General features: G+C 40.7%; 20 protein-coding genes, 5 pseudogenes and 1 other annotated feature. Of the genes and pseudogenes, 7 read left to right on the forward strand and 18 right to left on the reverse strand.

The features are described 5' to 3' along the window. Positions 1–129 precede the first annotated feature (129 nt). From ACOCD9_RS20615 to ACOCD9_RS20675, 13 genes and pseudogenes are all read right to left on the reverse strand, one after another. Positions 130–306 (reverse strand): annotated as a pseudogene (locus tag ACOCD9_RS20615) (helix-turn-helix domain-containing protein); the annotation flags it as partial. Positions 307–659: 353 nt separating this feature from the next. Further along, positions 660–1,613, reverse strand: a complete 954-nt coding sequence (locus ACOCD9_RS20620) for a hypothetical protein (RefSeq protein WP_287704459.1) — start codon at positions 1,611–1,613, stop codon at positions 660–662. A 166-nt stretch (positions 1,614–1,779) separates the two neighbouring features. After that, a pseudogene (locus tag ACOCD9_RS20625) lies at positions 1,780–2,307 on the reverse strand (glycosyltransferase); the annotation flags it as partial. A gap of 19 nt (positions 2,308–2,326) precedes the next feature. After that, complete coding sequence (locus ACOCD9_RS20630) at positions 2,327–3,529, reverse strand: glycosyltransferase family 4 protein (protein ID WP_287704455.1); 1,203 nt, start codon at positions 3,527–3,529, stop codon at positions 2,327–2,329. Beyond that, complete coding sequence (locus ACOCD9_RS20635; RefSeq protein ID WP_287704453.1) at positions 3,526–4,446, reverse strand: NAD-dependent epimerase/dehydratase family protein; 921 nt, start codon at positions 4,444–4,446, stop codon at positions 3,526–3,528. Before ACOCD9_RS20635 ends, ACOCD9_RS20630 begins: the two co-directional genes overlap by 4 nt. Before the next feature lie 10 nt (positions 4,447–4,456). Further along, complete coding sequence (locus tag ACOCD9_RS20640; RefSeq protein WP_287704451.1) at positions 4,457–5,302, reverse strand: class I SAM-dependent methyltransferase; 846 nt, start codon at positions 5,300–5,302, stop codon at positions 4,457–4,459. After that, on the reverse strand, positions 5,292–5,867 hold the full coding sequence (locus ACOCD9_RS20645) for an acyltransferase (RefSeq protein WP_287704449.1): 576 nt from the start codon (positions 5,865–5,867) through the stop codon (positions 5,292–5,294). Before ACOCD9_RS20645 ends, ACOCD9_RS20640 begins: the two co-directional genes overlap by 11 nt. Before the next feature lies 1 nt (position 5,868). Then, complete coding sequence (locus ACOCD9_RS20650; protein WP_287704446.1) at positions 5,869–6,609, reverse strand: class I SAM-dependent methyltransferase; 741 nt, start codon at positions 6,607–6,609, stop codon at positions 5,869–5,871. Between the two features lie 22 nt (positions 6,610–6,631). Beyond that, on the reverse strand, positions 6,632–7,576 hold the full coding sequence (locus ACOCD9_RS20655; RefSeq protein WP_287704444.1) for a glycosyltransferase family 2 protein: 945 nt from the start codon (positions 7,574–7,576) through the stop codon (positions 6,632–6,634). Between the two features lie 2 nt (positions 7,577–7,578). Further along, a pseudogene (locus ACOCD9_RS20660) lies at positions 7,579–7,677 on the reverse strand (glycosyltransferase family 2 protein); the annotation flags it as partial. Between the two features lie 227 nt (positions 7,678–7,904). Next, a complete protein-coding gene (locus ACOCD9_RS20665; protein ID WP_287704442.1) occupies positions 7,905–8,450 on the reverse strand; it encodes a hypothetical protein in 546 nt (181 codons plus the stop codon). Positions 8,451–8,528: 78 nt separating this feature from the next. Next, positions 8,529–8,768: a hypothetical protein gene (locus tag ACOCD9_RS20670; RefSeq protein ID WP_287704440.1), complete on the reverse strand. Its 240-nt coding sequence runs from the start codon at positions 8,766–8,768 to the stop codon at positions 8,529–8,531. A 164-nt stretch (positions 8,769–8,932) separates the two neighbouring features. Continuing rightward, entirely contained in the window at positions 8,933–9,715 is a 783-nt protein-coding gene (locus ACOCD9_RS20675) for a Uma2 family endonuclease (RefSeq protein ID WP_287704438.1), read from the reverse strand. A gap of 273 nt (positions 9,716–9,988) precedes the next feature. Here ACOCD9_RS20675 and ACOCD9_RS20680 point away from each other — a divergent pair. From ACOCD9_RS20680 to ACOCD9_RS20695, 4 genes and pseudogenes are all read left to right on the forward strand, one after another. Next, positions 9,989–11,231 (forward strand): annotated as a pseudogene (locus ACOCD9_RS20680) (ISL3 family transposase). Positions 11,232–11,508: 277 nt separating this feature from the next. Then, a pseudogene (locus ACOCD9_RS20685) lies at positions 11,509–11,774 on the forward strand (zinc ribbon domain-containing protein); the annotation flags it as partial. A 118-nt stretch (positions 11,775–11,892) separates the two neighbouring features. Further along, positions 11,893–12,594 carry a DUF3120 domain-containing protein gene (locus ACOCD9_RS20690; protein WP_287704437.1) on the forward strand — a complete coding sequence of 234 codons (702 nt, stop codon included), beginning with the start codon at positions 11,893–11,895 and terminating at the stop codon, positions 12,592–12,594. A 51-nt stretch (positions 12,595–12,645) separates the two neighbouring features. After that, positions 12,646–13,668: an adenylate/guanylate cyclase domain-containing protein gene (locus ACOCD9_RS20695; RefSeq protein ID WP_287704435.1), complete on the forward strand. Its 1,023-nt coding sequence runs from the start codon at positions 12,646–12,648 to the stop codon at positions 13,666–13,668. Between the two features lie 150 nt (positions 13,669–13,818). Here the strand turns inward: ACOCD9_RS20695 and ACOCD9_RS20700 are convergent, their stop codons facing one another. The 5 genes from ACOCD9_RS20700 to rplJ form a co-directional block, all read right to left on the reverse strand. Further along, positions 13,819–14,811: a 30S ribosomal protein S1 gene (locus ACOCD9_RS20700; protein ID WP_287704433.1), complete on the reverse strand. Its 993-nt coding sequence runs from the start codon at positions 14,809–14,811 to the stop codon at positions 13,819–13,821. A gap of 232 nt (positions 14,812–15,043) precedes the next feature. Next, entirely contained in the window at positions 15,044–15,559 is a 516-nt protein-coding gene (gene nrdR / locus ACOCD9_RS20705; RefSeq protein WP_419548311.1) for a transcriptional regulator NrdR, read from the reverse strand. Positions 15,560–15,686: 127 nt separating this feature from the next. Beyond that, positions 15,687–15,782, reverse strand: a complete 96-nt coding sequence (locus tag ACOCD9_RS20710) for a photosystem II reaction center protein T (protein ID WP_012267019.1) — start codon at positions 15,780–15,782, stop codon at positions 15,687–15,689. A 104-nt stretch (positions 15,783–15,886) separates the two neighbouring features. Next, complete coding sequence (gene rplL, locus ACOCD9_RS20715; RefSeq protein ID WP_002781111.1) at positions 15,887–16,279, reverse strand: 50S ribosomal protein L7/L12; 393 nt, start codon at positions 16,277–16,279, stop codon at positions 15,887–15,889. A 44-nt stretch (positions 16,280–16,323) separates the two neighbouring features. After that, positions 16,324–16,872, reverse strand: a complete 549-nt coding sequence (gene rplJ, locus ACOCD9_RS20720) for a 50S ribosomal protein L10 (RefSeq protein WP_193957883.1) — start codon at positions 16,870–16,872, stop codon at positions 16,324–16,326. Positions 16,873–16,908: 36 nt separating this feature from the next. Further along, positions 16,909–17,088, reverse strand: a sequence feature (ribosomal protein L10 leader region). A 588-nt stretch (positions 17,089–17,676) separates the two neighbouring features. On the opposite strand from rplJ, the gene ACOCD9_RS20725 reads away from it, so the two are divergent. The 3 genes from ACOCD9_RS20725 to ACOCD9_RS20735 all read left to right on the forward strand — a co-directional run bounded on the left by ACOCD9_RS20725 (position 17,677) and on the right by ACOCD9_RS20735 (position 21,981). Further along, a complete protein-coding gene (locus ACOCD9_RS20725; RefSeq protein ID WP_419548312.1) occupies positions 17,677–18,765 on the forward strand; it encodes a tetratricopeptide repeat protein in 1,089 nt (362 codons plus the stop codon). A gap of 161 nt (positions 18,766–18,926) precedes the next feature. Continuing rightward, complete coding sequence (locus tag ACOCD9_RS20730; protein WP_002735894.1) at positions 18,927–19,265, forward strand: XisI protein; 339 nt, start codon at positions 18,927–18,929, stop codon at positions 19,263–19,265. 283 nt (positions 19,266–19,548) lie between these two features. Further along, on the forward strand, positions 19,549–21,981 hold the full coding sequence (locus tag ACOCD9_RS20735; protein WP_419548321.1) for a CHAT domain-containing protein: 2,433 nt from the start codon (positions 19,549–19,551) through the stop codon (positions 21,979–21,981). Positions 21,982–22,042 lie beyond the last annotated feature (61 nt).

The following is a 22,042-nucleotide window of genomic DNA, read 5'->3' on the forward strand; positions in this document are numbered from 1 at the left end:
AAAACTATCAACAACTTATGCTTGTAAAGCTTGTACAATAGGGCTTTCAGTTTTTGTTAGATTGATATTTATCAACTTTAGAGCATTGCTGGACAGAGAGGGAGCTTAAGGAATTTTCTACAGTGTAAGTTCGGAAGAACCTGAAGAAGTTTGAGCATATCCTACTCTTTCTTGTCTTTCATCCCAAGCTTGTGTTCTGAGATGGAGAGCTTTGTTGTAAACCAATCTTACACAGCCCAAAGTGCGCCGCAATAGCGACTCTTGTTTTGGTGTGGGGTAAAATCGAAACGAATAGGTTTTTTCCATACCTCACATTTTAGCATATATTTTGTAAACGATGCTCATATTTAAGAGTAAGGCCGTCGTGGAACGACGGGGTTTCAGACCCAAATTTTCGATGACCGTGACGTAGTACCTCAACGGGAGTCTGACCGTATATGTATTTAGGGAGTTCGCTCCGAAATTCTCGCACCCCAATTTTCTCAATGTCATGCTTATCCATAGTCTCTCTCGTTGTGTACGCATTGTGTACACAGTGTAGCACTATTTAGGAAGGGATATCAACAAACAACTTTACTCATGTTTTACCAGATTAAATTTTTAATCTGGTTTAAAGAAAATGCCATCCATTTGCAACATCCTTCCAAATTTTATTACTTTCATTTATTACTTATAATCTTTTTGATTAAGAGCTTCATTTTTGCTTTAGTTGCTTGAACAAGGTTTCCAATATAATAAAAATCTCTTAATTGTTTATAATACAGAAATCTCATCACGCTTTTAGCCCTTCCCTGACAATGAATGCACAAAAATTTTATCTCTTTATTTAAATTTTTATTATATCCATAAGGAATTCCATTTTTGAATATAAGTTTTTTTAAACCAAATTGCATTTGGTATTCATCCTCTAAGTAATTAGTTGATGAGTTAATATTGTAATCTGGTGTCATATCATTCATGGCTCTGGTAAGATTAGCCACTTTAGAATTGTCTTTAGACCATAGATATAATAGGGTCATGTCGCATATTCCTCCTGGCTTATGATTATCAATATGCCATTGCCATTTAGCTTTTAGCTTATCTGGTATATTTTTATTGCTGTATGCTTCAATACAAAAATCTGTAAAATTCTCCAACCCCTCAAGCGTCCAATATGAAAAAGAGCTAGTAGATGCCCATCGAAAATTAGTATCTTGATTTTTAGGAGTAGATGTCATTAAAGCAGCTATACAATCATTAGGTAAAACTGGATAAACTTCCTCTGAATAATTCGCAAAAGTCATGATATCACTATCTAACAGAAATACCCTTTGATAACCATTCTCTTTCATCCATTCTTCCAACACAAACATACGTTTCCACATGGCAATCTCATATATTCCTGAGTAATCTGACATTTGAACGTAGCATTTCTGAAAATTTTGATATTTATCAAACTCTACTAGGGTTGTATCCCAGTGATTTCCCCAAAAGCCTTTATTAGTGTCATTTCCGATAAGCACAACTGTATTATTAAAGTTTGCCGCTGATTTCAAGGCAAACTTTAAATAATTTGGCTTCCCACCAAAATGGGCAATAATTACAGGAATTTCTAAGGTTTCTATTGATTTCACGGTTTAATAACCTCCATTTTTTGAATTAAGTTCTGAGTTCTGGAATCTGGTCGTTGCGCTGTTAGGACACTTCAAGGAATCAAGGTTATTGAGAATGATCGAGGAATTTATGCGCTTTTAGGCTTCTGTTATTGAAAAGAGAGGCAATTTTTCGAGGTTGCTTATATTACAATATCTCATTATACAGCTTTAAATACTTAGATGCTTGAATCTCAAGAGTAAATTCTTGCTCCACTTTTTGCCTTGCTCGAATGCACAATTGGTTATATCTTTCTGTATCTTCTAATACCCAATTAATTCCCCGTGCCAAGTCTTCCACCTCGAAGGGGTGAGCCAGATAACCATTCTCTTGATGTTCGATCATATCAGGCATTCCACCAATTTTAAAGGCAACAGAGGGAGTGGCACAAGCGAGAGCTTCCATGACTGTATTGGGAAGATTATCCTCAATTGAGGGAGCGACAAAAATATCGGCGGCGGCATAGACTAAAGCTAGGGAAATATCATCATTTAATCTGCCTAAATAATGGGTTTTTAAGCCAAAATCAGGCGGATTCACTGGTTCAGAGGCACCGAAGACCACTAACTCTAATTTATGCCGCCATATTTCCCATTGGCTGAGTTTTTTTATGGCAGGTAGCAGCAGATGAAACCCTTTCCTGCGATCGCTTGTTGCTGTCATAGCACCAAAGAGAAATTGATTTAGTTTCCAACTAGGAAACAACTGTTTGGACAATATTCAGAAATTGTTCTGCATAAGTTTGGCATTCTATTTTATTGTTGGTTCGCGCTTCTGATTCAGATATTAAATCTGGTCCAGGCATAAGCTTATTAGTTAATAATTCAAGATGATTGGCAAGCTCTTGTGAAGAATCTGGTTTAAAAAATATAGCACTGGGAGAATTTTGCTCTTTGTGGACAGAAATATCTGATAATAATATTGTTTTACCTAACACTCGAGCATCTTCTACTACTGTACTCCATCCTTCAAACAATGAAGGCTGAATCACTGCTAACGATCTCCTCATTAGTTGAATCTGATCCCAACGGGGAATTAATCCAAGAATTATAAATTGATCGCTTAAAGAGTTTTTTTCAATTGAATTTTTTATTTCTTCTCCATACTTAGGAAATCGGCTATCATAAAGTTTACCAGTACACACAACTACGGGCTTGACATTTGTTCTTTTCAATAAGATAAGTGCTTCTATGATCAGCTGATGATTTTTGTGTATCCAAAATTGATTGCTAACCAAAAAGAACTTGTTTGGAAGATTATATTTTTCCTGAACTAATGTTGGAGCTAAATCATTTTCAAACCAGTCTTGATTGGGTATCGTTCTAAAACTTAATACAAATTTCTGAGCTTTAGATTCAGGGTAAAAAGCAGCAAAATCGCTCAAAGCACTTTTACTGCTAAAGACTATATTTAACGAATTGTTAGATAAATATTCAAATGCTTTATCACGGCTTTTTATTTCTTTAGTAGAAAAATATGAGGGTAGATATTTATGTTGAAAATCTGGAATCCAAGTTGACCAACCGCAATTAAACTCCCAGGAAATACCCCAATTTATTGGAACAGGATATACAAAGTCTATTTCTTTACTTTCTAAAAGTTTTATCAATCTTCTATCCCTTAGCCAAGAAACATTTTGACCGACTTTCCATAATAATCGATTCAAAAAAGAAGGCTTTATACAATTAGTTACATATATTTCTTCTACTAGATTTTCCAGTTCTTCATAATAGCTTTTTTTGAGATTAGAACCAATAAATAAATATAGCTTAATATGCTCCCTTTTATTGGCAGGTAACTCGGCAATAGATTTGACAAGATTTTTAATATAAATAATCCCCCCCATCCAGTTATCATCAGCTTGCATCAGAATAGCAATATTTAAAGTTTTTATCATCCCATTAGCTCCGCACGACACCATTGAGTATAGACACTGATTCCTCTATCAAGAGTTACTTCAGGAAGAAACCCAAGTTTTTTGAGACAATTTATATCAGCTTTCCAGTTTAAGGGATTGCCAATAGGTATTGTACCATCAAAATGTACAAGAATATCGAGTTTCAAATGTTCTAGTATCAAGTTAACTAACTCCTTAATAGAGGTTTCTGTTCCACTTGCCAAGTTATAAACATCGGCGTGACAAGGAGCTTTTTCTGCCAAGAGGTAGAGAGCTTTTGCTATATCTCGACTATGGATAAAATCACGACTTTCATTACCCGTTCCCTGTAGATTGAGAACGGGGCTTGTCAGAGCCTTGTGACAGATATCCCAGATAACTTGTCGCCTCAACCCCGGACCATAGGCAGAAAAGATGCGTACTGTAGCTGTGAGTAAGCCATAAACTTGGAAAAACTCCTGGCAAAGTTGTTCACAGATTAGCTTATGGTAGCCATAGGGTGAAATAGGATTGAGGGAATGACTTTCATTAACGGGTAAAGTTTTGGGATTACCATAAACAGCAGCACTAGAAAGATAAATAACTCGGCATTGAGGTGCATGAAGGCGAAGTGCATCTAATAAGTTGAAAGTAACAACTACTCCATCGGTAAAATCTGCTTTTGGTTCACTTACTGAAAGAGGAACTGATGCCCTTGCAGCAGAATGGATGCAGATCTGTGGCTGTAGTTGTTCGATGAGTATGGCTAAATCAGGGGAAGGTAGAGTGAGTTGATAATAACGCAAGAGATCTTGAGTTGGCGCGTTTTCTGGAGGACGGGTTCCCAAACCGACAACAGACCACCCAGCTTGGGCGAATTCGCGAGCTATATACCGCCCAATAAATCCTGTAACACCAGTAATAAGAACAGTTTTCAAGATATTAATCTCAGGGTTTGATAGCAATAAATGAATAATGACGACCTGGAGTTTCTGACTTTTGAGATTGATACCAACCACAAAACTTTTGTACAGTTTCATTGTTAGCCAGCCAGTTGCCTAATTTATCACCAATAATAGGAGCTAGGACAGATTTAATTAAGTTTGAAAAGTCCTGTTGGGTCATCGGTGCATAGTTGATTACGCTCTCGAAGGGAGCGATTGCTTTTTGCAGTTTTAGTCTTGCTGTATCGAGAGCTTCTAGGTATTCTTGGAGCAAATAAGCGTTCTCTCCGCCATATAAAAAATGTAGAGGATGTGACGCTAAAAAGAGTGGTAAGTCTTCCTTTTTTGAGATAATATGTTCACGAGTTGCTATCAATACTCCTCCAGGTTTTAAGACTCGTGCAGTTTCCTGACAGAGTTTTTTCAAGTCATAGGCATGATGCAGTACCGCTCGTCCATAAACTAGATCAAAAGTATTATCCTCAAAAGGTAAGGTTTCTCCATATTCTTGAATAATTTGAATAGGTAACTGAGTGCTGTCAACTAAAGATTGGATAGCTTGAGCACCAACCAGTGGACTAGAATCTGGTTCTAAGGCAGTCACGGAACATCCCAATTTAGCAAAAGCATAACTGGAAATTCCTCGACCTGCACCCAAATCTAATACTTTTCCTGGTATATATTGACTCAATAGATTTTTAACTGCAAGCCATTCTTCACTGTTACTAAATCTTTCTGCCGCTAACTCTAACGGATCGTCGTAATAACAGCAACGTACCAGTTCTTGTTTTTCTGGCTGCTCTCTAAGCCAACAAACTGCTTGTTCCCAAGTTAATAAATTAGCGTTCATGTTCTGGAATCTCCCGAATCACACGCGCTGGATTACCAGCGACAATAGTCCATGCTGGGACATCTTGAGTAACAACTGAACCTGCTCCAACAACTGCCCCCTCACCTATCTTTACTCCTTTGAGAATGATTGTGCGTGCTCCGATCCATGCTCCTCTAGATATTTTTATTTGTGAACTTTTCGTTGTACTCCAATCGTGCTTTCCCTGTTTCCAATCAGCCAAATCATTCTTTCTAATGCTATAGCTAATGCTGTGATTATTGCTATCAGCTAATATACATTGATAAGAAATTAAAACATCATCTTCTACAGTAACTGACCTAACGCAATCTATAATAGTGTCACCACCAATAAACACGTTGTTACCTATATTTATTGAACTTTCTTCAGTTTCAGTGACTAGATTTCCTTGAATTAAGCAATTTTCACCTATGATAATATTACTCTTTTTGAAACGTTTATCTATAGTTCCAGTAATTTGAGTGTTCGCTCCAACAGATATTGATATTAAACTCTTTTTGTGAGTCAAATAAGTAGTTAAGTAGGAATAAAATTTTCTAAGCATTTTAAAATTTCTCTATATTTTTAATGCAAATAAACCACTTGCCTACGGAAATATCATCTTGCCAACTTGAATCAATTACAAAGACAGACTGATAGGAAGACTTGTATTTATTTAACCACCAATTAACAGAATTATTATGAAAGCTCTGAAGAGTTTTAATCCATCCCTCATCTTTACCACTTCTAGAAACAGGAATCATATGGAAAGAACTATACTGCGTAATTCGATAAGCTTCAGCAACAAATTGCACAATTCCATTTTCGGTGAAGTGCTCAAGAGAACCTATAGAATAAGAATAATTGAAAGAATTATCATGATAATCTGTTTTTGTAGCATCACATATTTTAAGGCGTTCTTCAGGTATACCACGATCTAGGGCTTTCTTGATCAAGAAATCGGAAATATCACAGCCATATACTTCGATTGGTGGGAATTTAGACAGAGTCTCAATATTCTTACCAGTACCACAGGCAATATCTAAAACTTTACCTCGGCAATTGACCATGAGAAATTCCAGTTCATTCCAAGCATTACCTTCACCCCAAGTGTCTAAAATTTCTGCCATATCGGGATTCCAGTAAATTTCTAAATCTTGACCATTATCACCAATAATTCGTGAACCAGATGATTGATTTTTAGGGTAAACATAATGATCTAATATCCTTGACAATTTTACTCTTAATAAAGCAAAAGTCTTCAAAAATAATGGAGGACACATCTCTTTATAAAATTCCTTGAGCATAATTTATCTCCTCAATATTAATCTAAGGTTGTTGTTTCAGCGATTCTAACATATCGTAGCATTTTAAATATAGTATTTTGATCAGGGATTTTGACTCTCTTTGAAGTTCTTTAAAATGTTCAGCTAAGACCAGATATGCTGGAAAGCAAACTTCACATGAACTTGGATACGATATCACCTTATCTGTTATGGCATTATCAAAATCATCGTTTGTTTTGTTGGCGACAATTTCTCTCCCTCCATGCGTGCCACTGCGGTCAAATCCTATGTTTGTGACTAATGATTGAGTAGGAAATAGAGTCAACCCCTGCTGCATAAACACAGTTAAATACCAAACAATCGCCCACGAATCGATTTTATTTTTTATTTGACTTTCCAGCATTTTAAAATAAGGATATGAACCATCTAAATCAAATTTATACCTGAGTAACGATTCCCCCTTCAACTTTTCGTACCCTGACATAGAAAGATCAAGGTATTTCCAAGAACTCTGCCAAGTTGCCCATCCCCAAGAAGTAGGAAATGGTAAGAATATTGCATCTGTTTCCAGTTCAAGCTTTACCGGAAACATATATCCAGATATTTGCATGACATGGTGAGCATCTTTATAGAGGTTTAAAGCTTTGTTCATGTAGTCAAGGAAAAATGGAGATAGTATCAAATCATCTTCAATTACGATCACACTACCATATTCATCACATAGATCTGTCACGCCTCTAATAATCGAGTTTGCAAGCCCTAAATTAGTTTCCCTCTCAATAATGTTAACTGTCCCACACCACTTTTTACTCCTAATTACTTCTCGTACTTGTTTGACATATTCCTGATCTTCTTGTCGCTTAGGGGCATCACAAAATATAAATAGTTCGCTTTCTGCTGCTCCCTCATTCCGAGCTAAAGATTCCAAAGACCGCAATGTATGTCCAGGTCGCTTATAAGCAAAAAATGCTATCGGTGCTTTCTTCATAATGGTCTTGCCTGACGAATGGCTTCAAATACTCTCGCCGTCGTATCAGGTCGATTGAAAATCAGGAAGGCGACAGGAGTGGTCAGTTGGAAGTCAGTCATAGACGAATTTACTCTTAACCTCTGTTATTTTGAACTATCCCGACCAAATTGTCAACCCAAAGCGGCACAAATCCTCAACTCTCTCCCCGGCGACGGTTGAGCAAGGCGAGAATCAGTCTAAACTCTTAGAGGATGTTTGAAAAGTCAGGAGACCACTAGGGGTAGTGTAGAGATATAGATGTTCTAAGGGTAAGGAAGATGATTCGACTCATGTTGAGGCGGCTTGCCTAGACGACTACGCTACCTGTGACCCTTTTCAAACATCCTCTCAAGAATCTGGAGAACAAGCTAGAGTCAAAGAGATTACGATCAGTAAAATCATCTGCCTCAACATGACGCAGCAAAAATGGAGGATGTTTTAACGGAAAATTCATTTCTTTAACAGGAAGATTTGCCACTCTACTTTTACTAGCAATTGTATGAGTAGCATCTTCACCAAATCCAATATTACTAACTAAATTTACATTAGGAAGGATAGTTAGACCATTCTGAATCCAACAGGCAAACGTCCATCTATAATCCCACACAGTAGGATCTCCTTCATAAGTTCTCTGAAAGTTTTTAGTCCAGTATTTTACTACTTTTCGATTTTCTAGGATAGATGTGAGCCAGTTTTCTTTTCTAATTTTTGGCCACAGTTTCAAACCATAATCAAAGTATTTCCAAGCTCTCCGCCAACTTGCCCATCCCCAGATATGATTGTAGCGAGAGAAGTAGTAACTGTAATCCGTACGACTGCGCCCAAATTGAAAATTATTTCCTGAAATGACCATTATCCTTTCATCATGTCGGTAGTAGCTTAGTAGTTCCTCGCAAAAGCGGAAAAAAGTTGGATGAGGTAGGCAATCATCTTAAAGAATAATTGCTTCTTCCACCTGCTCAAATATCCATGTAATTCCTGTCGCTGGAGGCTTACCACATCCTAAATTTAAATCAGAATAATCCGTCAACACCTCACAATCCCAATCCACACCCTCGATAACTGCACGGGCGGCCTTACACTTTTCAATATCATCGGCTCTATCTGGACGCGGACCGTCGGCAACCACTAATAACTTAGGTGGTTTCGCCTGACGAATGGCTTCAAACACCCTCGGCGTCGTGTCTGGTCGATTGAAAATCAGGAAGGCCACAGGAGTGGTTAGTTGGAAGTCAGCCATAAACGAGTTTACCGTTAACCTGTGGCATCATAACCCACCCTGCCCAAATTGTCAACTCTAGGCTAGTGGGACTACCAAAATCCACCCAGAGAAATTCAGAGACTTTCGGGATTAATCCCCAATTCCCTGAGTTTAGCCGCCAATCGTTCGGCTTTTTCTTCGGCTTCCTCAGCTTTCTGTTGTGCTTCCTCAGCTTGCTGTTGTGCTGCCTCAGCTTGCTGTTGTGCTGCCTCAGCTTTCTGTTGTGCTTCTTCAGCCAACTCTCGCGGGGTTGGTAACAAGATTCCATCTAAAGTCGCCCAGCGAATCCAGACGGTTGTTACCCCTCTATATTCTCCCTGCCAACGAACTAAAGCTAATCCCAAACGACCACTGATTAGCCATCCTTTCTCGTTGGGTTGCCGTGGTTCATATAGGCCATCAACTAAGACAAATTCGGCAAAATCTTCAGGGTTAAAAGGATCGTAACAGAAATATTCAGGCACTCGTAACTTATCTTGATAAATCTGTTTTTTCTCGTTTTTATCTATTTGGGCGGTGCTTTCCGAGAGGAGTTCAATCACTACATCGGGAGCTTTTCCCTCCTCCCAAGTAACCCAACTTTTTCGCTCTCCTTTTGGTACACCTAAGACGGCAAAAAAATCAGGTCCTTTGAAGTCTTGATTTTTCAGTTGTGCTGTACTGAAATAGACGAACATATTGCCACTGGCATAACCATCTTCTCGTCGGTCTAGCCAAGGGGATATACTGTCTATTAACAGATCCATCTGCCATTTATGCCTTTGAGTTTCCATCGGTACTCCATCATCGCAGGGAAGTTCATCTTGCGTGGGTAATGCAGTTAACTGCATTGGTTGACTAAACGTCAGAGTTTCCATATTTCTGTCCTAGATTTTGGGTTTAGTTATTTAGATTTTCTAGATTTTTTGCCCTCTTTCAGGCAAATACTACTTTAATTGAGTAGCTACAGCAATTCTAAATGATTCGTGAACGGGCAAGGAGCTTAATCCCATTGTTCAGCTGCTTATTGTCAAGGGTTTAGGGGATTACTATCTGTTCTATCACAATTCTAGACTAAGACGCATTGGCCTTTCTAGGTTCTGTGTGAGCATGGTATGATAGTAACACAGAACAGGAGGTGAGTTAGGTGGATAAATTTTGATCAACTCCTCGATTTACCAAATGTAACAGTGGTCAATTATCAAAAAATTGCTCAGACAATTTTCCTAAAGCTCGCTCTTTTAAATGAAACAATTCAATGTCCGAATTGCCATCAAATCTTGGACAGAATTAATCAGGCAGAGTATAATCTAGTCAGAGATTTATCAATATTAGGCAGTCGGGTATATTTATAAGTACCACGCCGTCAGTTTCATTGTCAAAAGTGCCAAAAGTATATCAGCGAAAGACTGAGTTTTATGAGATTAAGACAGCATCATACAATCCGCTATGAATCGATGATTTATGAGAGAGTAAAAAATTGTAGCATCGAAGAAATAAGTCGGGAAGAAGGGTTAGGATGGGAAGAAGTTGAGTTAATATTTAATCACTGTGCTAAAGAACTAGAAAAGGAAGAGTGGGAAGCACCAGAACGAATAAGTTTAGATGAATTTATAGCGTTTCCTGTTCGTAAAAGGTACATTATTAATGTTTAAAAGCTTAATTAGCAAAGGTTTAACTGTGCCACACAGGTGTGAGACTTGCTATAGTAACTTAAAAGGACATAAAGATTTCATCACAACGGTCGTAGATTTGAACAATAAAATTTTACTAGATGTGATTCAAGGACATAAGCAAGAAGAATTAATGGAAGCCTTAAAAGCACAGCCAGACGCAGTTCGGGAGAAGATGAAAGAAGTGAGCGTCGATATGTGGTCAGGATTTACAGCAGTGATCAAGGAATTATTTCCTAATGCTAAAATCATCTATGGCCGTTTTCATGTAATGGATATCATTAATGACGAGCTTAATAAATTGAGAAAGTTAATGGGGGTGCATGAAAAAGGATTACCTCATTTATTATGGAAGAATAAAGAGGACTTAAAGGACGAGCAAAAACAACAACTAGAAGTTATCCTGAAAGAACATCTATGCTTGGGAATAGACTAGGAAATGAAAGAAGAAATAAGACAAATTTATCAAGGTTGTAAGACGTTCAGAGGTGCTGAGAGAAAATTGGAAAAATGGATAAGAATAGGCGGGATATTATATCAAAGTAGTGCCAGCATGATCCAGAAGCATTTGCAGGGTATCTGTAATTACTTTGAAAATAATACAACCAACGGATTAATTGAGGGAATGAATACCAAAATAAAGCTTATTAAAAGAATAAGTTATGGATTTACCAATTTTGAACATCTTCGACTTAAGCTGTTTGCTTGCTTTAATTTATAACAAAAATTAACACACGAAAACCAGAAGAGCCTAATATTGACATTCTCTAATCCGTACTACGAAAACTATTGCCTAAAAAATACGGATGTTTATTGCCAGAGTGATTGCCCTTGGCTATAAATTTACATACTACTACTATGCTACTTAGTGAAGTGCGGAATCTGGGTTTAATAGATGAAGTTTATATATTAGTTCTCACGCCTGTGTGGTACAGCTAAACCTTTGCTGATTAAGCTTTTTAACATCGATAATGCACCTCTTGCGAACAGGAAACGCTATAAATCAAGTGGTTAGTTTGCCACTTGATGTTAGAACATAGACTTGTGAACATTGTCAGACAACTCATGACCGTGACATAAATGCGGCAACAAATATCAAAAATGAAGCCTTACGGATACTTACTTGTACTGAGCAAAGCCGAAGCTTGCCCTGAGCTACGTCGAAGGGTATTGTCGTTAGGAAAAGCGCGATACTGCCCATAGAGGGGATGTAAGACCAAAAGCTGGGCGTAAGTCCGTCTTGAGGCAATCCCCCGTGAAATAGGAAGCTCTCAACGACCTTGAGAGTAGTTCACTTTATCAAAATCTTCCAGAGGGGATATAGTGGAGAGAGAATGATGTATCTTAATATAAGTAAAGTTTCGTAACAATTCTGAAATCCTTTGCTCAACTCTACCCTAGTTCCCAGCAATCCTGATCGCCTGAAACCCCTAGCCCCTAACTGGGAAAAATGTCAATCCGTCTTTTGGACAGCAGCATTTCTGGTATCAGTCCCCGTATTCATACAAGCGCCCCTAGTGCGCTACTATCCCGAAGTTAGCCTAGGTTTAACCTTTTTCTGGGTGGGGTTAGGGGTTTGGCTGCTCAAACAAGCAAAAATCAGTCTTTGGGGGGATTTACTTTTGGGCTTTAGTTGGAGTTGGTTAGCAGGTTCTCTGTACTGGGGTTGGTGGCGTTGGGAACCGTTGATCCATATTCCCATGGAAGCGATCGGGCTGCCCTTTGTTCTCTGGGGATTATGCAAAGGTCGCGGCAAAGTGGGCAATCTTTTCTATCTGGGTTCTTTGTTAGGAACCGCCATCACCGATTTATATTTCTATCTAACGGGACTAATTCCCTACTGGCGACAATTAATGACCGTGGAACTAGACCCCAACCTAGTATCGCCGATATTTCATAACGCCTTAGCCCAAATTGAGACCCCCTGGGGCATCAGTTGGGCGATTGTGCTGCTCAACCTGCTCTTAGCGATCGGTATCTATCCTTTGCAAAAAAGGGTATGTCATTGGTGGGCATTTAGCGGAGCCGTATTGAGTACAATTTTAGTCGATGGTTTATTTTGGATTACCGCTTCTCTGGCTTAATAGAATAAACTATATAATTAGTGCAGTCTATCTATTGCCGCTTATGCACCCGTGGATATACTACCAGGACAAAATCCCTATTTACTACTCCATACCGAGAAGGGCCAGCGTTTTTTCCCTCTCGTGGGGAAATCTTGCTGGACAATCGGACGGGGCAAAGATAACGATATCGTGATTAAGGATCACTGTATCTCTCGCAATCACGCTATTTTACAATCCACGGAAACAGGGGATTTTTATCTGATCGATCTCGGTAGTCTCAATGGAACTTTTGTCAATGGCAGAAGGGTGGCCATTCCAGTGACTATCCATAGCCAAGATCAGATCACCTTTGGCAAAACCGAGGTGCAGTTCTATCGTCCTACTCCCACCAATGTGGGCAAGCAACCGCGCAATTTAGAATGGGATACCCTCACCTCCGCCGTCCATGAACGGCGCTTAACATCGGTGATGGTGGTGGATATGCGGAATTTTACGGCTTTAACGAGGCAATTAGACGAAAAAGTGCTTTCTTCTCTGATTGGCAGTTGGTTTCGCCATGCCGGGGGTATTGTCCGCAGTTCTGGCAGTTGGGTAGATAAATATATTGGTGATGCGATCATGGCCATCTGGTTTCACGGCCAACAGGAAGTCGATCAAGACGATATCTTGCAAATTTTTCAAGCAATTACGCAACTACATAACATGACTCGCGCCTTAAGCGAACAATATCCCTTACCCTTTAAATTACGCATCGGTGCGGGAGTGAACACTGGTTATGCCATGGTCGGCAATACTGGCAGCGGTGAACATCCAGATTATACGGCGATCGGGGATACAGTCAACGCCGCTTTTCGTTTAGAGTCGGCTACCAAAGAAATGGGCAAGGATTTAGCCATCGGAGCTACTACCTACAGTTATCTCATCGGTTTACCCCATCTCCACCAAGTTTTTGCTCAACATACCGTCAGTCTGAAAGGATACCACGATAGCACTATTGCCTACGGAACCACTTTTGATGACTTGGATCGTTTCCTCGATGCCAATATTAGTGAGGAGATGACTGGAATTACAGGATTTATCGGCAGTGTCTGAAGATTGAAATTAAACGGGGAGTTGGGAGACGTTTCAGTGATCAGTGATCAGTAAACAGTAATCAGTGAAAAGACAGTAGGAAACTTCTATTTAATACTGTACACTTAAAACTCAAATCTGATCACTGATAACTGATCACTGATAACTGACTTACTCCTCGGTGGCGGCGAGAACTAAATCTTCCTCCTCCAAGGCGGGGGGGATTTCGATTTCTTCCACTACTTCCGAGACGGTCCGACCTTCCGCTTCCGCTAGACGTTTTTCTCGGTATTTAATCGCCATTTCTTCAGCTTTTTCAAACACTAACGGGCGATTTTTTAGCATATCTCCCGGTTCTGGTTCTAATTGTTTAGTCGAGAGGGAAATGCGACCTCTTTCGGCATCGAGATCGATAATCATCACTTTTAACTCATCATTGACATTGAAAACCGTGTGGGGGGTGTCAATGTGATCGTGAGAGATTTCGGAAATATGCAGTAAACCACTGACTCCACCAATATCGATGAAAGCACCGTAGGGCTTGATTCCGCGCACGGAACCGATTACCACCTGTCCCACGGCTAAACCGTTCATCTTGCGTTCCACTAAAGCGCGACGATGACTTAAAACCAGACGGTTGCGATCTTCATCCACTTCTAAAAACTTTAAGGGCAATTCCTGACCAACTAAATCCTCTTTCGCTTCTCTGGTGCTAATGTGAGAACCGGGGATAAAGCCGCGGAGACCTTCAATTCTGACTAATGCCCCACCACGGTTAGTGGCGAAAACATTCGAGCGCACGGTAGCATCTTCTTTTTGCAATTGACGCACCCGTTCCCAAGCGCGCATATACTCAATGCGACGGATCGACAGGGTTAGCTGTCCATCTTCATTCTCGTCGGTAAGAATGAAAAATTCCCGAGTTTCGTTGGGCTGTAAAACCTCTTCGGGATTATCGACGCGGTTGATCGACATCTCCTGCACGGGGATAAAAGCGGCGGTTTTAGCACCGATATCGATGAGCGCTCCCCGGGGTTCCATGCTGAAAACAGTCCCGGCGACAACATCTCCCGGACTGAAATGATAATCGTATTTGTCTAGAAGGGCGGCAAAATCTTCATGGGTAAAGCCTATGTTTTTGTTTGCGGTTTTTTGGGTGGTCATGTACGTTGTTTGGGCCTCGGAATTTCCGTAGGTTTTTCCTCCTATGTGATGTACAGTTTCTAAATACAGGAGATGCCTCCTAATTTAGTTCCTAGGCAGGGCCTAGGGGATGAACTGCCGCATCCGGCTTTCTTGGAGGCAATCCGCCTCAAGAATGACTTTTAAGAATCCAACCAGAGCTTGGGCTTTAAATAGCACAAGGGATCCTAATTATAACTGAATCGGGAACTATTTAAGACGAGGTGATCACGCTGGCTTCTTCCACTGGAGACCAAGAAGGATGAGCGCGTTCGATTTCGGAGGATTGCAGCAGCGCTAAAGCGGCGATAAAGTCTCTAATTCCCTGAAAATTGCCGTAAACCGAAGCAAAGCGAACATAAGCCACTTCCGATTCCTGCCGGAGGTATTCTAGGACTAATTGACCGATCTCCTGACTTGTTACCTCCCGTTTTGAGTCTTGCTGCAGACGGGATTCGATATCATTGACGATCGCCTCTAATCTTGAGTGGGGAATGCCGGTTTTTTCGCAAGCGCGGACGATCCCCCGCAGCAGTTTGCAGCGATCAAAAGATTCCCGTTTACCATCTTTTTTAATCACCGTGATCGGCACGAATTCGATGCGCTCGTAGGTGGTGAAGCGATATTTACATTGTAAGCATTCACGACGACGACGAATGCTCTGACCGTTTTCGGAGGAACGGGACTCTAAAACGCGACTATCGGTATGCTGACAATTAGGGCATTGCATAGGAGGCGCTCGGTGAGGGGAACCTTTAATTTAAGCCTTTAAATACGAAAACCAGAGCCGCTAACCTGCTTTTGACAAGCGGGCGGCTCAGGGAAGAAAATTATTAACCTAAACGGAGTTAAGAAATTTACTTTTGAATCCGGGGAGGTTCCCGGAAGGCGATGGCGAAGAAAATTACCGACAAAGCCATAGTTAAAACTAAAATGTAAGCGACGCTTTCCATGGTTGGACATCCTACAAGACTGCTATAACAATCCTATAGTATCAGGAAATGAGCTTTTCGGCTTGTCTGGGGATGTAATCTACATCCCCAGAATCAGTGGCAATCTATTTAACGCTAACTTTTGCCCCGGCATCTTCCAGTTTTTTCTTGACGGCGGCGGCATCATCTTTGTTAGTGCCTTCTTTAACCGCTTTGGGAGCGGCTTCTACTAGGTCTTTCGCTTCTTTGAGTCCTAAACCGGTCAATTCGCGCACTACCTTGAGGATAGCAATTTTCTTGTCGGCGGGAACTTCTTCAAGAACGACGTTAAATTCGGTTTGTTCTTCCACAGCTTCAGCGGCGGCCGCGGGAGCAGCCCCGGGGGCAGCCATAATTATGCCACCGGTCGGAGCGGCGGCACTAACTCCAAAGGTTTCTTCGATACCTTTGACTAATTCCGCAGCTTCTAAGAGGGTCAGGGTTTTGAGTTTTTCTAAGATTTCAGCTACAGCAGACATGGGTTAGACTCCTAATTGTTTGTAAGTGATTGATTGGCGCGGTATTAAGCCGCTTCTTTTTCTTCTTGACGGGCCACGGCATCGACGGCACGGGCCAAAGATGCGGGAACTTCGTTGATGCTGCGGGCCAGTTTGGCGGCAATGGCGTTGATTGCTCCGGCTGCCTGAGCGATTAACTGTTCTTTCGACGGTAAATCGGCGATCGCTTTGAGCTGATCTTCCGTCAACAGTTGACCTTTTGTCCCTTCTTTGAGGACACCGCCGCGCAATTCGGTTTTTTTGCTTTCTTTTTTGAACTCTTGATAGGCCTTGAAAGCTCCACCGATATCCTCTTTTACGAGCAGAAAGGCGGATGTTCCCGATAAAAGGCTTTTCATCGGTTCCCAGCCACTATCTTCAGCGATCGCCAAGCCCATCAAAGTATTTTTGGTGACTTTACAAATCGTTCCCGTGGGGCGCAATTTGCGGCGTAGATTGCTGATTTCGGCGACGGTTAAACCTTGATAGTCGATGACCATCGTTAATTGAGCTTCGCTCAGGGAGGTTTTTAATTCTTCTAGAATTACTCCCTTGCTTTCTCTGCTTCTCCCCATCCCTTGTTCACCTCCTGTATGCGGGGGATCGGTTCCACAGGCACAAAAATAACCCCTTGTAGCGCCGGGGTTGAGTGGAGAGAATTCAGTTCAGGCACGACCGAGACAGAAAAAATCTCTCTTTAGTCTTTTTGGCTGCTGTTTTCTCGCTTTGACCTCGGCAGGGTATTTAAGCTGTTTGGCACCTGCTGTCTTTGGCTTAAGCCAGCTTCTCATTGTAGCACTATTGCGGGATTTATGTCAAGCAATGGGAGGGAGCGGGCAGGGGCAAAATCCTGACGAGTAGGACAGGCATCCTCGTTGAACGCCAAGTCTAAAACCCGATGTCAAGAGTTCCCTCTCTGTTAACCAATGACCGCGAACCGCTTGGAATAATTTTGGCTCTCTTAGGTTTGGTGGGTAAAATGTATTCTAAGATACAGTCCTGCTGGTGAGCGAGTGGAAAGAACCACAAAGACACAAAGGACACAAAAGAACTCTTGCAAATGTTTCAAGGCAGAAAATAAGCTGTTAAGCATTTAAATTGCTTGTTGAGACGAGGCAAGAGGCAAGAGGCAAGAGGCAACAGTAAAGGGATTGGGGGAGATTCGGCTAATCTTAAGAATAAGTGCTTTAAATGCGTCTTAGCTTATTTACATGAAGCTAAAAAATAGTTAAAATAGAAGGGTAGTTTTGAAAAAAATAGGTTCTCCTACATTTTGGGCGAACGAGAAAACGGGGTTTTTTAAAAACCCCGTTTTCTGAGATGAGGACTAAAGTTCAACAACGAACCTAATTAAAGCCAAACCCCAATTGATTCTAGTCATGAATAAATTTCTCAAAATCTTTACCCCCATTTCCCTGATATTAATTACGGTAGGATTTCCGGCGGCGACTTTTAGCAACACTGTTGGAGTTAACACAATTTTTCAGGTAAAAGGGAAAGTTACCGTTAAAAAACCACAATGGAAGAAATCTCTTCCCGCTTCTGTCGGACTTACCCTCAGTTTTGATGATAATTTAGAAGTAGCAGCCAACGCTTCCGTTAAGGTTTATTGTAGTAATCAACAGACTTGGACGGTTAAAACAGGAAAGTATATTGTTTCTAGTGGCTGTCCTCGGGGAAATCCTGTGATTTCACTTCCCAATAGTAATAATACAACCCTCCGTCCAACAGGAAATAAAGAGAAAGTTTTAGCAAAATTACCTTACCTAATTACTCCCCGTGAAACGAATATTATTACCAATCGTCCTCCACTGCGGTGGAATGCTGTTCCGGGTGCAACTAATTATACTATCAAAATAGATGGGGTTAATTGGGAAACGCAGACAAATAAAACTGAGATAGTCTATCCCGGTGAACCTCCTCTGGAAGCAGGAAAGCGATATCGAGTAACCATAGAAGCTGATAATGGTGCGTCTTCTAGACGTGATGATGAAAACGTCGGGTTTACAGTATTAGATGAACAGACGAAGAAAACGGTTTTAGATGCTGTTAAAGCTGTTCAACAGCAGCAATTATCCCCGGAGGAAGCAGGGTTAGTTTTAGCGCATCTTTATCGAGGTTATGGGTTGTATGGGGATGCGGTTGAGGTATTAGAAGGATTGGTGAAGCAAAATAGTCAGGTTGCTACGGTTTATCAACTGTTAGGGGATACTTACCTTAAGATAGGGTTGCCTCAGTTGGCAAAAAAACCTTATGATAAGGCGTTAAAACTGGCAACAAATACGCAGAATTTGTCAGTGCAAGCGGAGATACAAGCGGGTTTAGGAATAGCTTATCGTCTCTTGGGAAATAAGAATGAGGCGATACAGTGGTTAACCAAGGCGAAGGGGACTTATAATCAGTTAGGGGATACTTCGCAGGTTCAGGAATTGGCTAAAACAATTAATGAAATTTTAAAGAGGGAGTAAGGATGGAAGTTATAGCACTCCCGTAGGGGCGAAGCATTCGGGCAATAACCTATCGCTGAAACCGTAGATTTCTTATCCGAATGCTTCGCCCCTACAACTTATTTGAAATTACTATAAATTATGGATAATGGCTACTACTTTTGTACGGAGGTAATTACACAATGGATAAAGATAAACTCATAAAATATCGTCAAGCAGTGCAAAATTTGTTAAGTCGCTATGTAGCAGAAGATGTTACCGGTGAAGACGTAGAAGTACAATTAATATTTGATGTGGAACGGGATCATTATCAGTGGATGAATGTAGGATGGGAAGGTTTAAAACGAGTTTACCGCTCGATTGTTCATTTTGATATTCGTGATAATAAGATTTGGCTACAACAAAATTTAACGGAATTGAATCCAGCAGAGGATTTAATTTCAATGGGTGTTAAGAGGGAGGATATTGTTTTGGGACTGCAACCACCTTATAAACGGCCTTATACTAATTATGGTACTTAAAACAAATTCTCCTTGTCCCCTTGTTCCAAGGCAAAGCCTTGGAACACAATATCTAAGGCTCTGCCTTAAAGTAATGCTATAACTGTGGTGAGGTTGTTTTTAGTAGTGAAACAGCAGAAAAAATCAGAATTTTACTACAGCACAAGGCTCAACCCGACAAATCTATTCAAGTTAATGTTTTTGCCTATCAATAAACTCTAGGGATAAAAGACCAATGAAAGTATCAATCAAATCAGGGATAGCGGTTGTCGTCATTACCGGGATGATGGGATTATCGGGAGTCATGTTAAACCCAACGGTGGGACAGGTGATTTCTCAGGTTTCACCGCAAGATAAATTAGCCGAAGCAGAGAGGCTAACTCAGCAAGTTATTCAATTGTATCAGCAGGGGAAATATAACGAGGCGATTCCTCTAGCAGAACAAGCTTTAGCTATCAGGAAACAACAATTAGGAGACAACCATCCCGATACCGCCACCAGTCTCAACAATTTGGCTGCACTTTACGAGTCTCAAGGAAGATACAGCGAAGCCGAACCCCTCTACAAACAGGCTTTAGCTATCAGGAAACAACAATTAGGAGACAACCATCCCGATACCGCACAAAGTCTCAACAATTTGGCTGAACTTTACGAGTCTCAAGGAAGATATAGTGAAGCCGAACCTCTCTACAAAGAAGCTTTAGCTATCAGGAAACAACAATTAGGAGACAACCATCCCTCTACCGCCTCCAGTCTCAACAATTTGGCTGTACTTTACGAGTCTCAAGGAAGATACAGTGAAGCCGAACCCCTTTACAAACAAGCTTTAGCTATCTGGAAACAACAATTAGGAGACAACCATCCCCTAACCGCCACCAGTCTCAACAATTTGGCAGGACTTTACAGAGTTCAAGGAAGATACAGTGAAGCCGAACCCCTCTACAAACAGGCTTTAGCTATCAGGAAACAACAATTAGGAGACAACCATCCCAATACCGCCACCGGTCTCATCAATTTGGCTGTATTTTACCAGTCTCAAGATGACATTCCTCAAGCCATTAATTATCTCACTCAAGGACTTGCAGTAGAAGAATACAACCTCTCAGAAAATCTAAAAATGGGGGATGACAAGCAAAAACAAGATTATATGGCAAAGGTTTTAGGGACGACTAATTCGGTGATTTCCCTCAATCTTCAAGCCGCACCCAATAACCCAGAAGCAACCCGTCTCGCCTTGAAAACTATCTTAGAACGTAAAGGACGAATTTTAGATGTTTCAACCAATAGCTTACAAATTCTCCGACAACGTACTGATGACCTCGAAAGTCAACGATTATTAACTCAACTGATTGAAGTTCGGACTCAACTATCTAACCTGACTTTTAAAAAGCCTGAAGATATTAAAAACCCAGAAATTTACCGTCAACAAATTAACGAAGTTACCGAAAAAGCAAAAGAAATAGAGGGTAAAATCGGTGTTCGTAGTGCCGAATTTCGTAGCCTATCCCAACCCATTACCCTGGAAGGGATTCAAAAGCTAATTCCTGCTGATGCTGCTTTAGTTGAAATAGTCCGCTATCAACCTTATAATCCTAAAAATGATAGTTTTGGCATTCCTCGCTATGCTGTTTATATTCTCTATCCTAATGGTGACATCAAAGCGAAGGATTTAGGGGAAGCTAAACCGATTGAGGACAAATTAATTTACTTTCGTGACAATCTTGCAGACGCACAAACTCCTATTCCCCAACTCAAAGAATCAGCGCGTCAACTTGATGAGATATTGATGCAGCCTATCCGTCAATTATTAGGCAATACTAAAACAATTCTGCTTTCTCCTGATGCTGCACTTAATTTAATTCCCTTTGAAGCTTTAGTAGATGAAAATAATCAATACTTAGTGGAAAATTATCATATTACTTATCTCACTTCTGGACGGGATTTACTGCGTCTTAAAGATAAATTTGCTAGTCAACAATCTCCGCTTATTGTAGCTGATCCTTTCTACGGTAAAGCAGGGGAAAAAGTCGCTCTCACTCGTTCCATCGACCTGTCTGAGTTTACTTTTCCCGGTCTTCCGGGTACAGAACAAGAAGCTAAAGCGATTAAAAATATCTTACCTCAAGCCACTGTTTTAACTGGTTCTCAAGCCACAGAAAACGCCGTCAAACAAGTGAAAAAACCGAATATTCTCCACATCGCTACCCATGGTTTTTTTAAACCAGAAAGCAATTTGAGTGAACGCAATCCGGGCGAACGCAATCCGGGCGAACGCAATTCGCCCCTACAAGGTGAACGTAATGTGATTGAGAATCCTTTATTGCGTTCTGGGTTAGTTTTAGCAGGAGTTACAATCGGTCAAAGTGCAGGAGATGATGGTGTTTTGACTGCTTTAGAAACTACCAATTTAAACTTAGTCGGAACCAAATTAGTTGTGCTTTCCGCTTGCGATACGGGGAAAGGAGATATTAAAATCGGTCAGGGAGTTTATGGATTGCGCCGCGCTTTAGTTATAGCAGGTAGTGAAAGCCAATTAATTAGCCTTTGGAAAGTATCTGATGACGCGACTAAAGATTTAATGGTTGCCTATTATGGACGCTTACAAAAAGGAGAAGGACGCAGTGAAGCTTTACGACAAATTCAACTAGGAATGCTCAAGGGTGAGAAGCAAAAACATCCTTTTTATTGGGCCAGTTTTATTCCTTCTGGTGATGCAACTTCGATGCAATTTGACTGATTAAGGGTTAGGAGTTAAACTTAGGGGTGAAATTATTGGTATCACAAACAATTACTAGGAG

Origin of the sequence: Microcystis sp. (assembly GCF_048564745.1) — a bacterium.
Lineage (GTDB): Bacteria > Cyanobacteriota > Cyanobacteriia > Cyanobacteriales > Microcystaceae > Microcystis > Microcystis ichthyoblabe_A.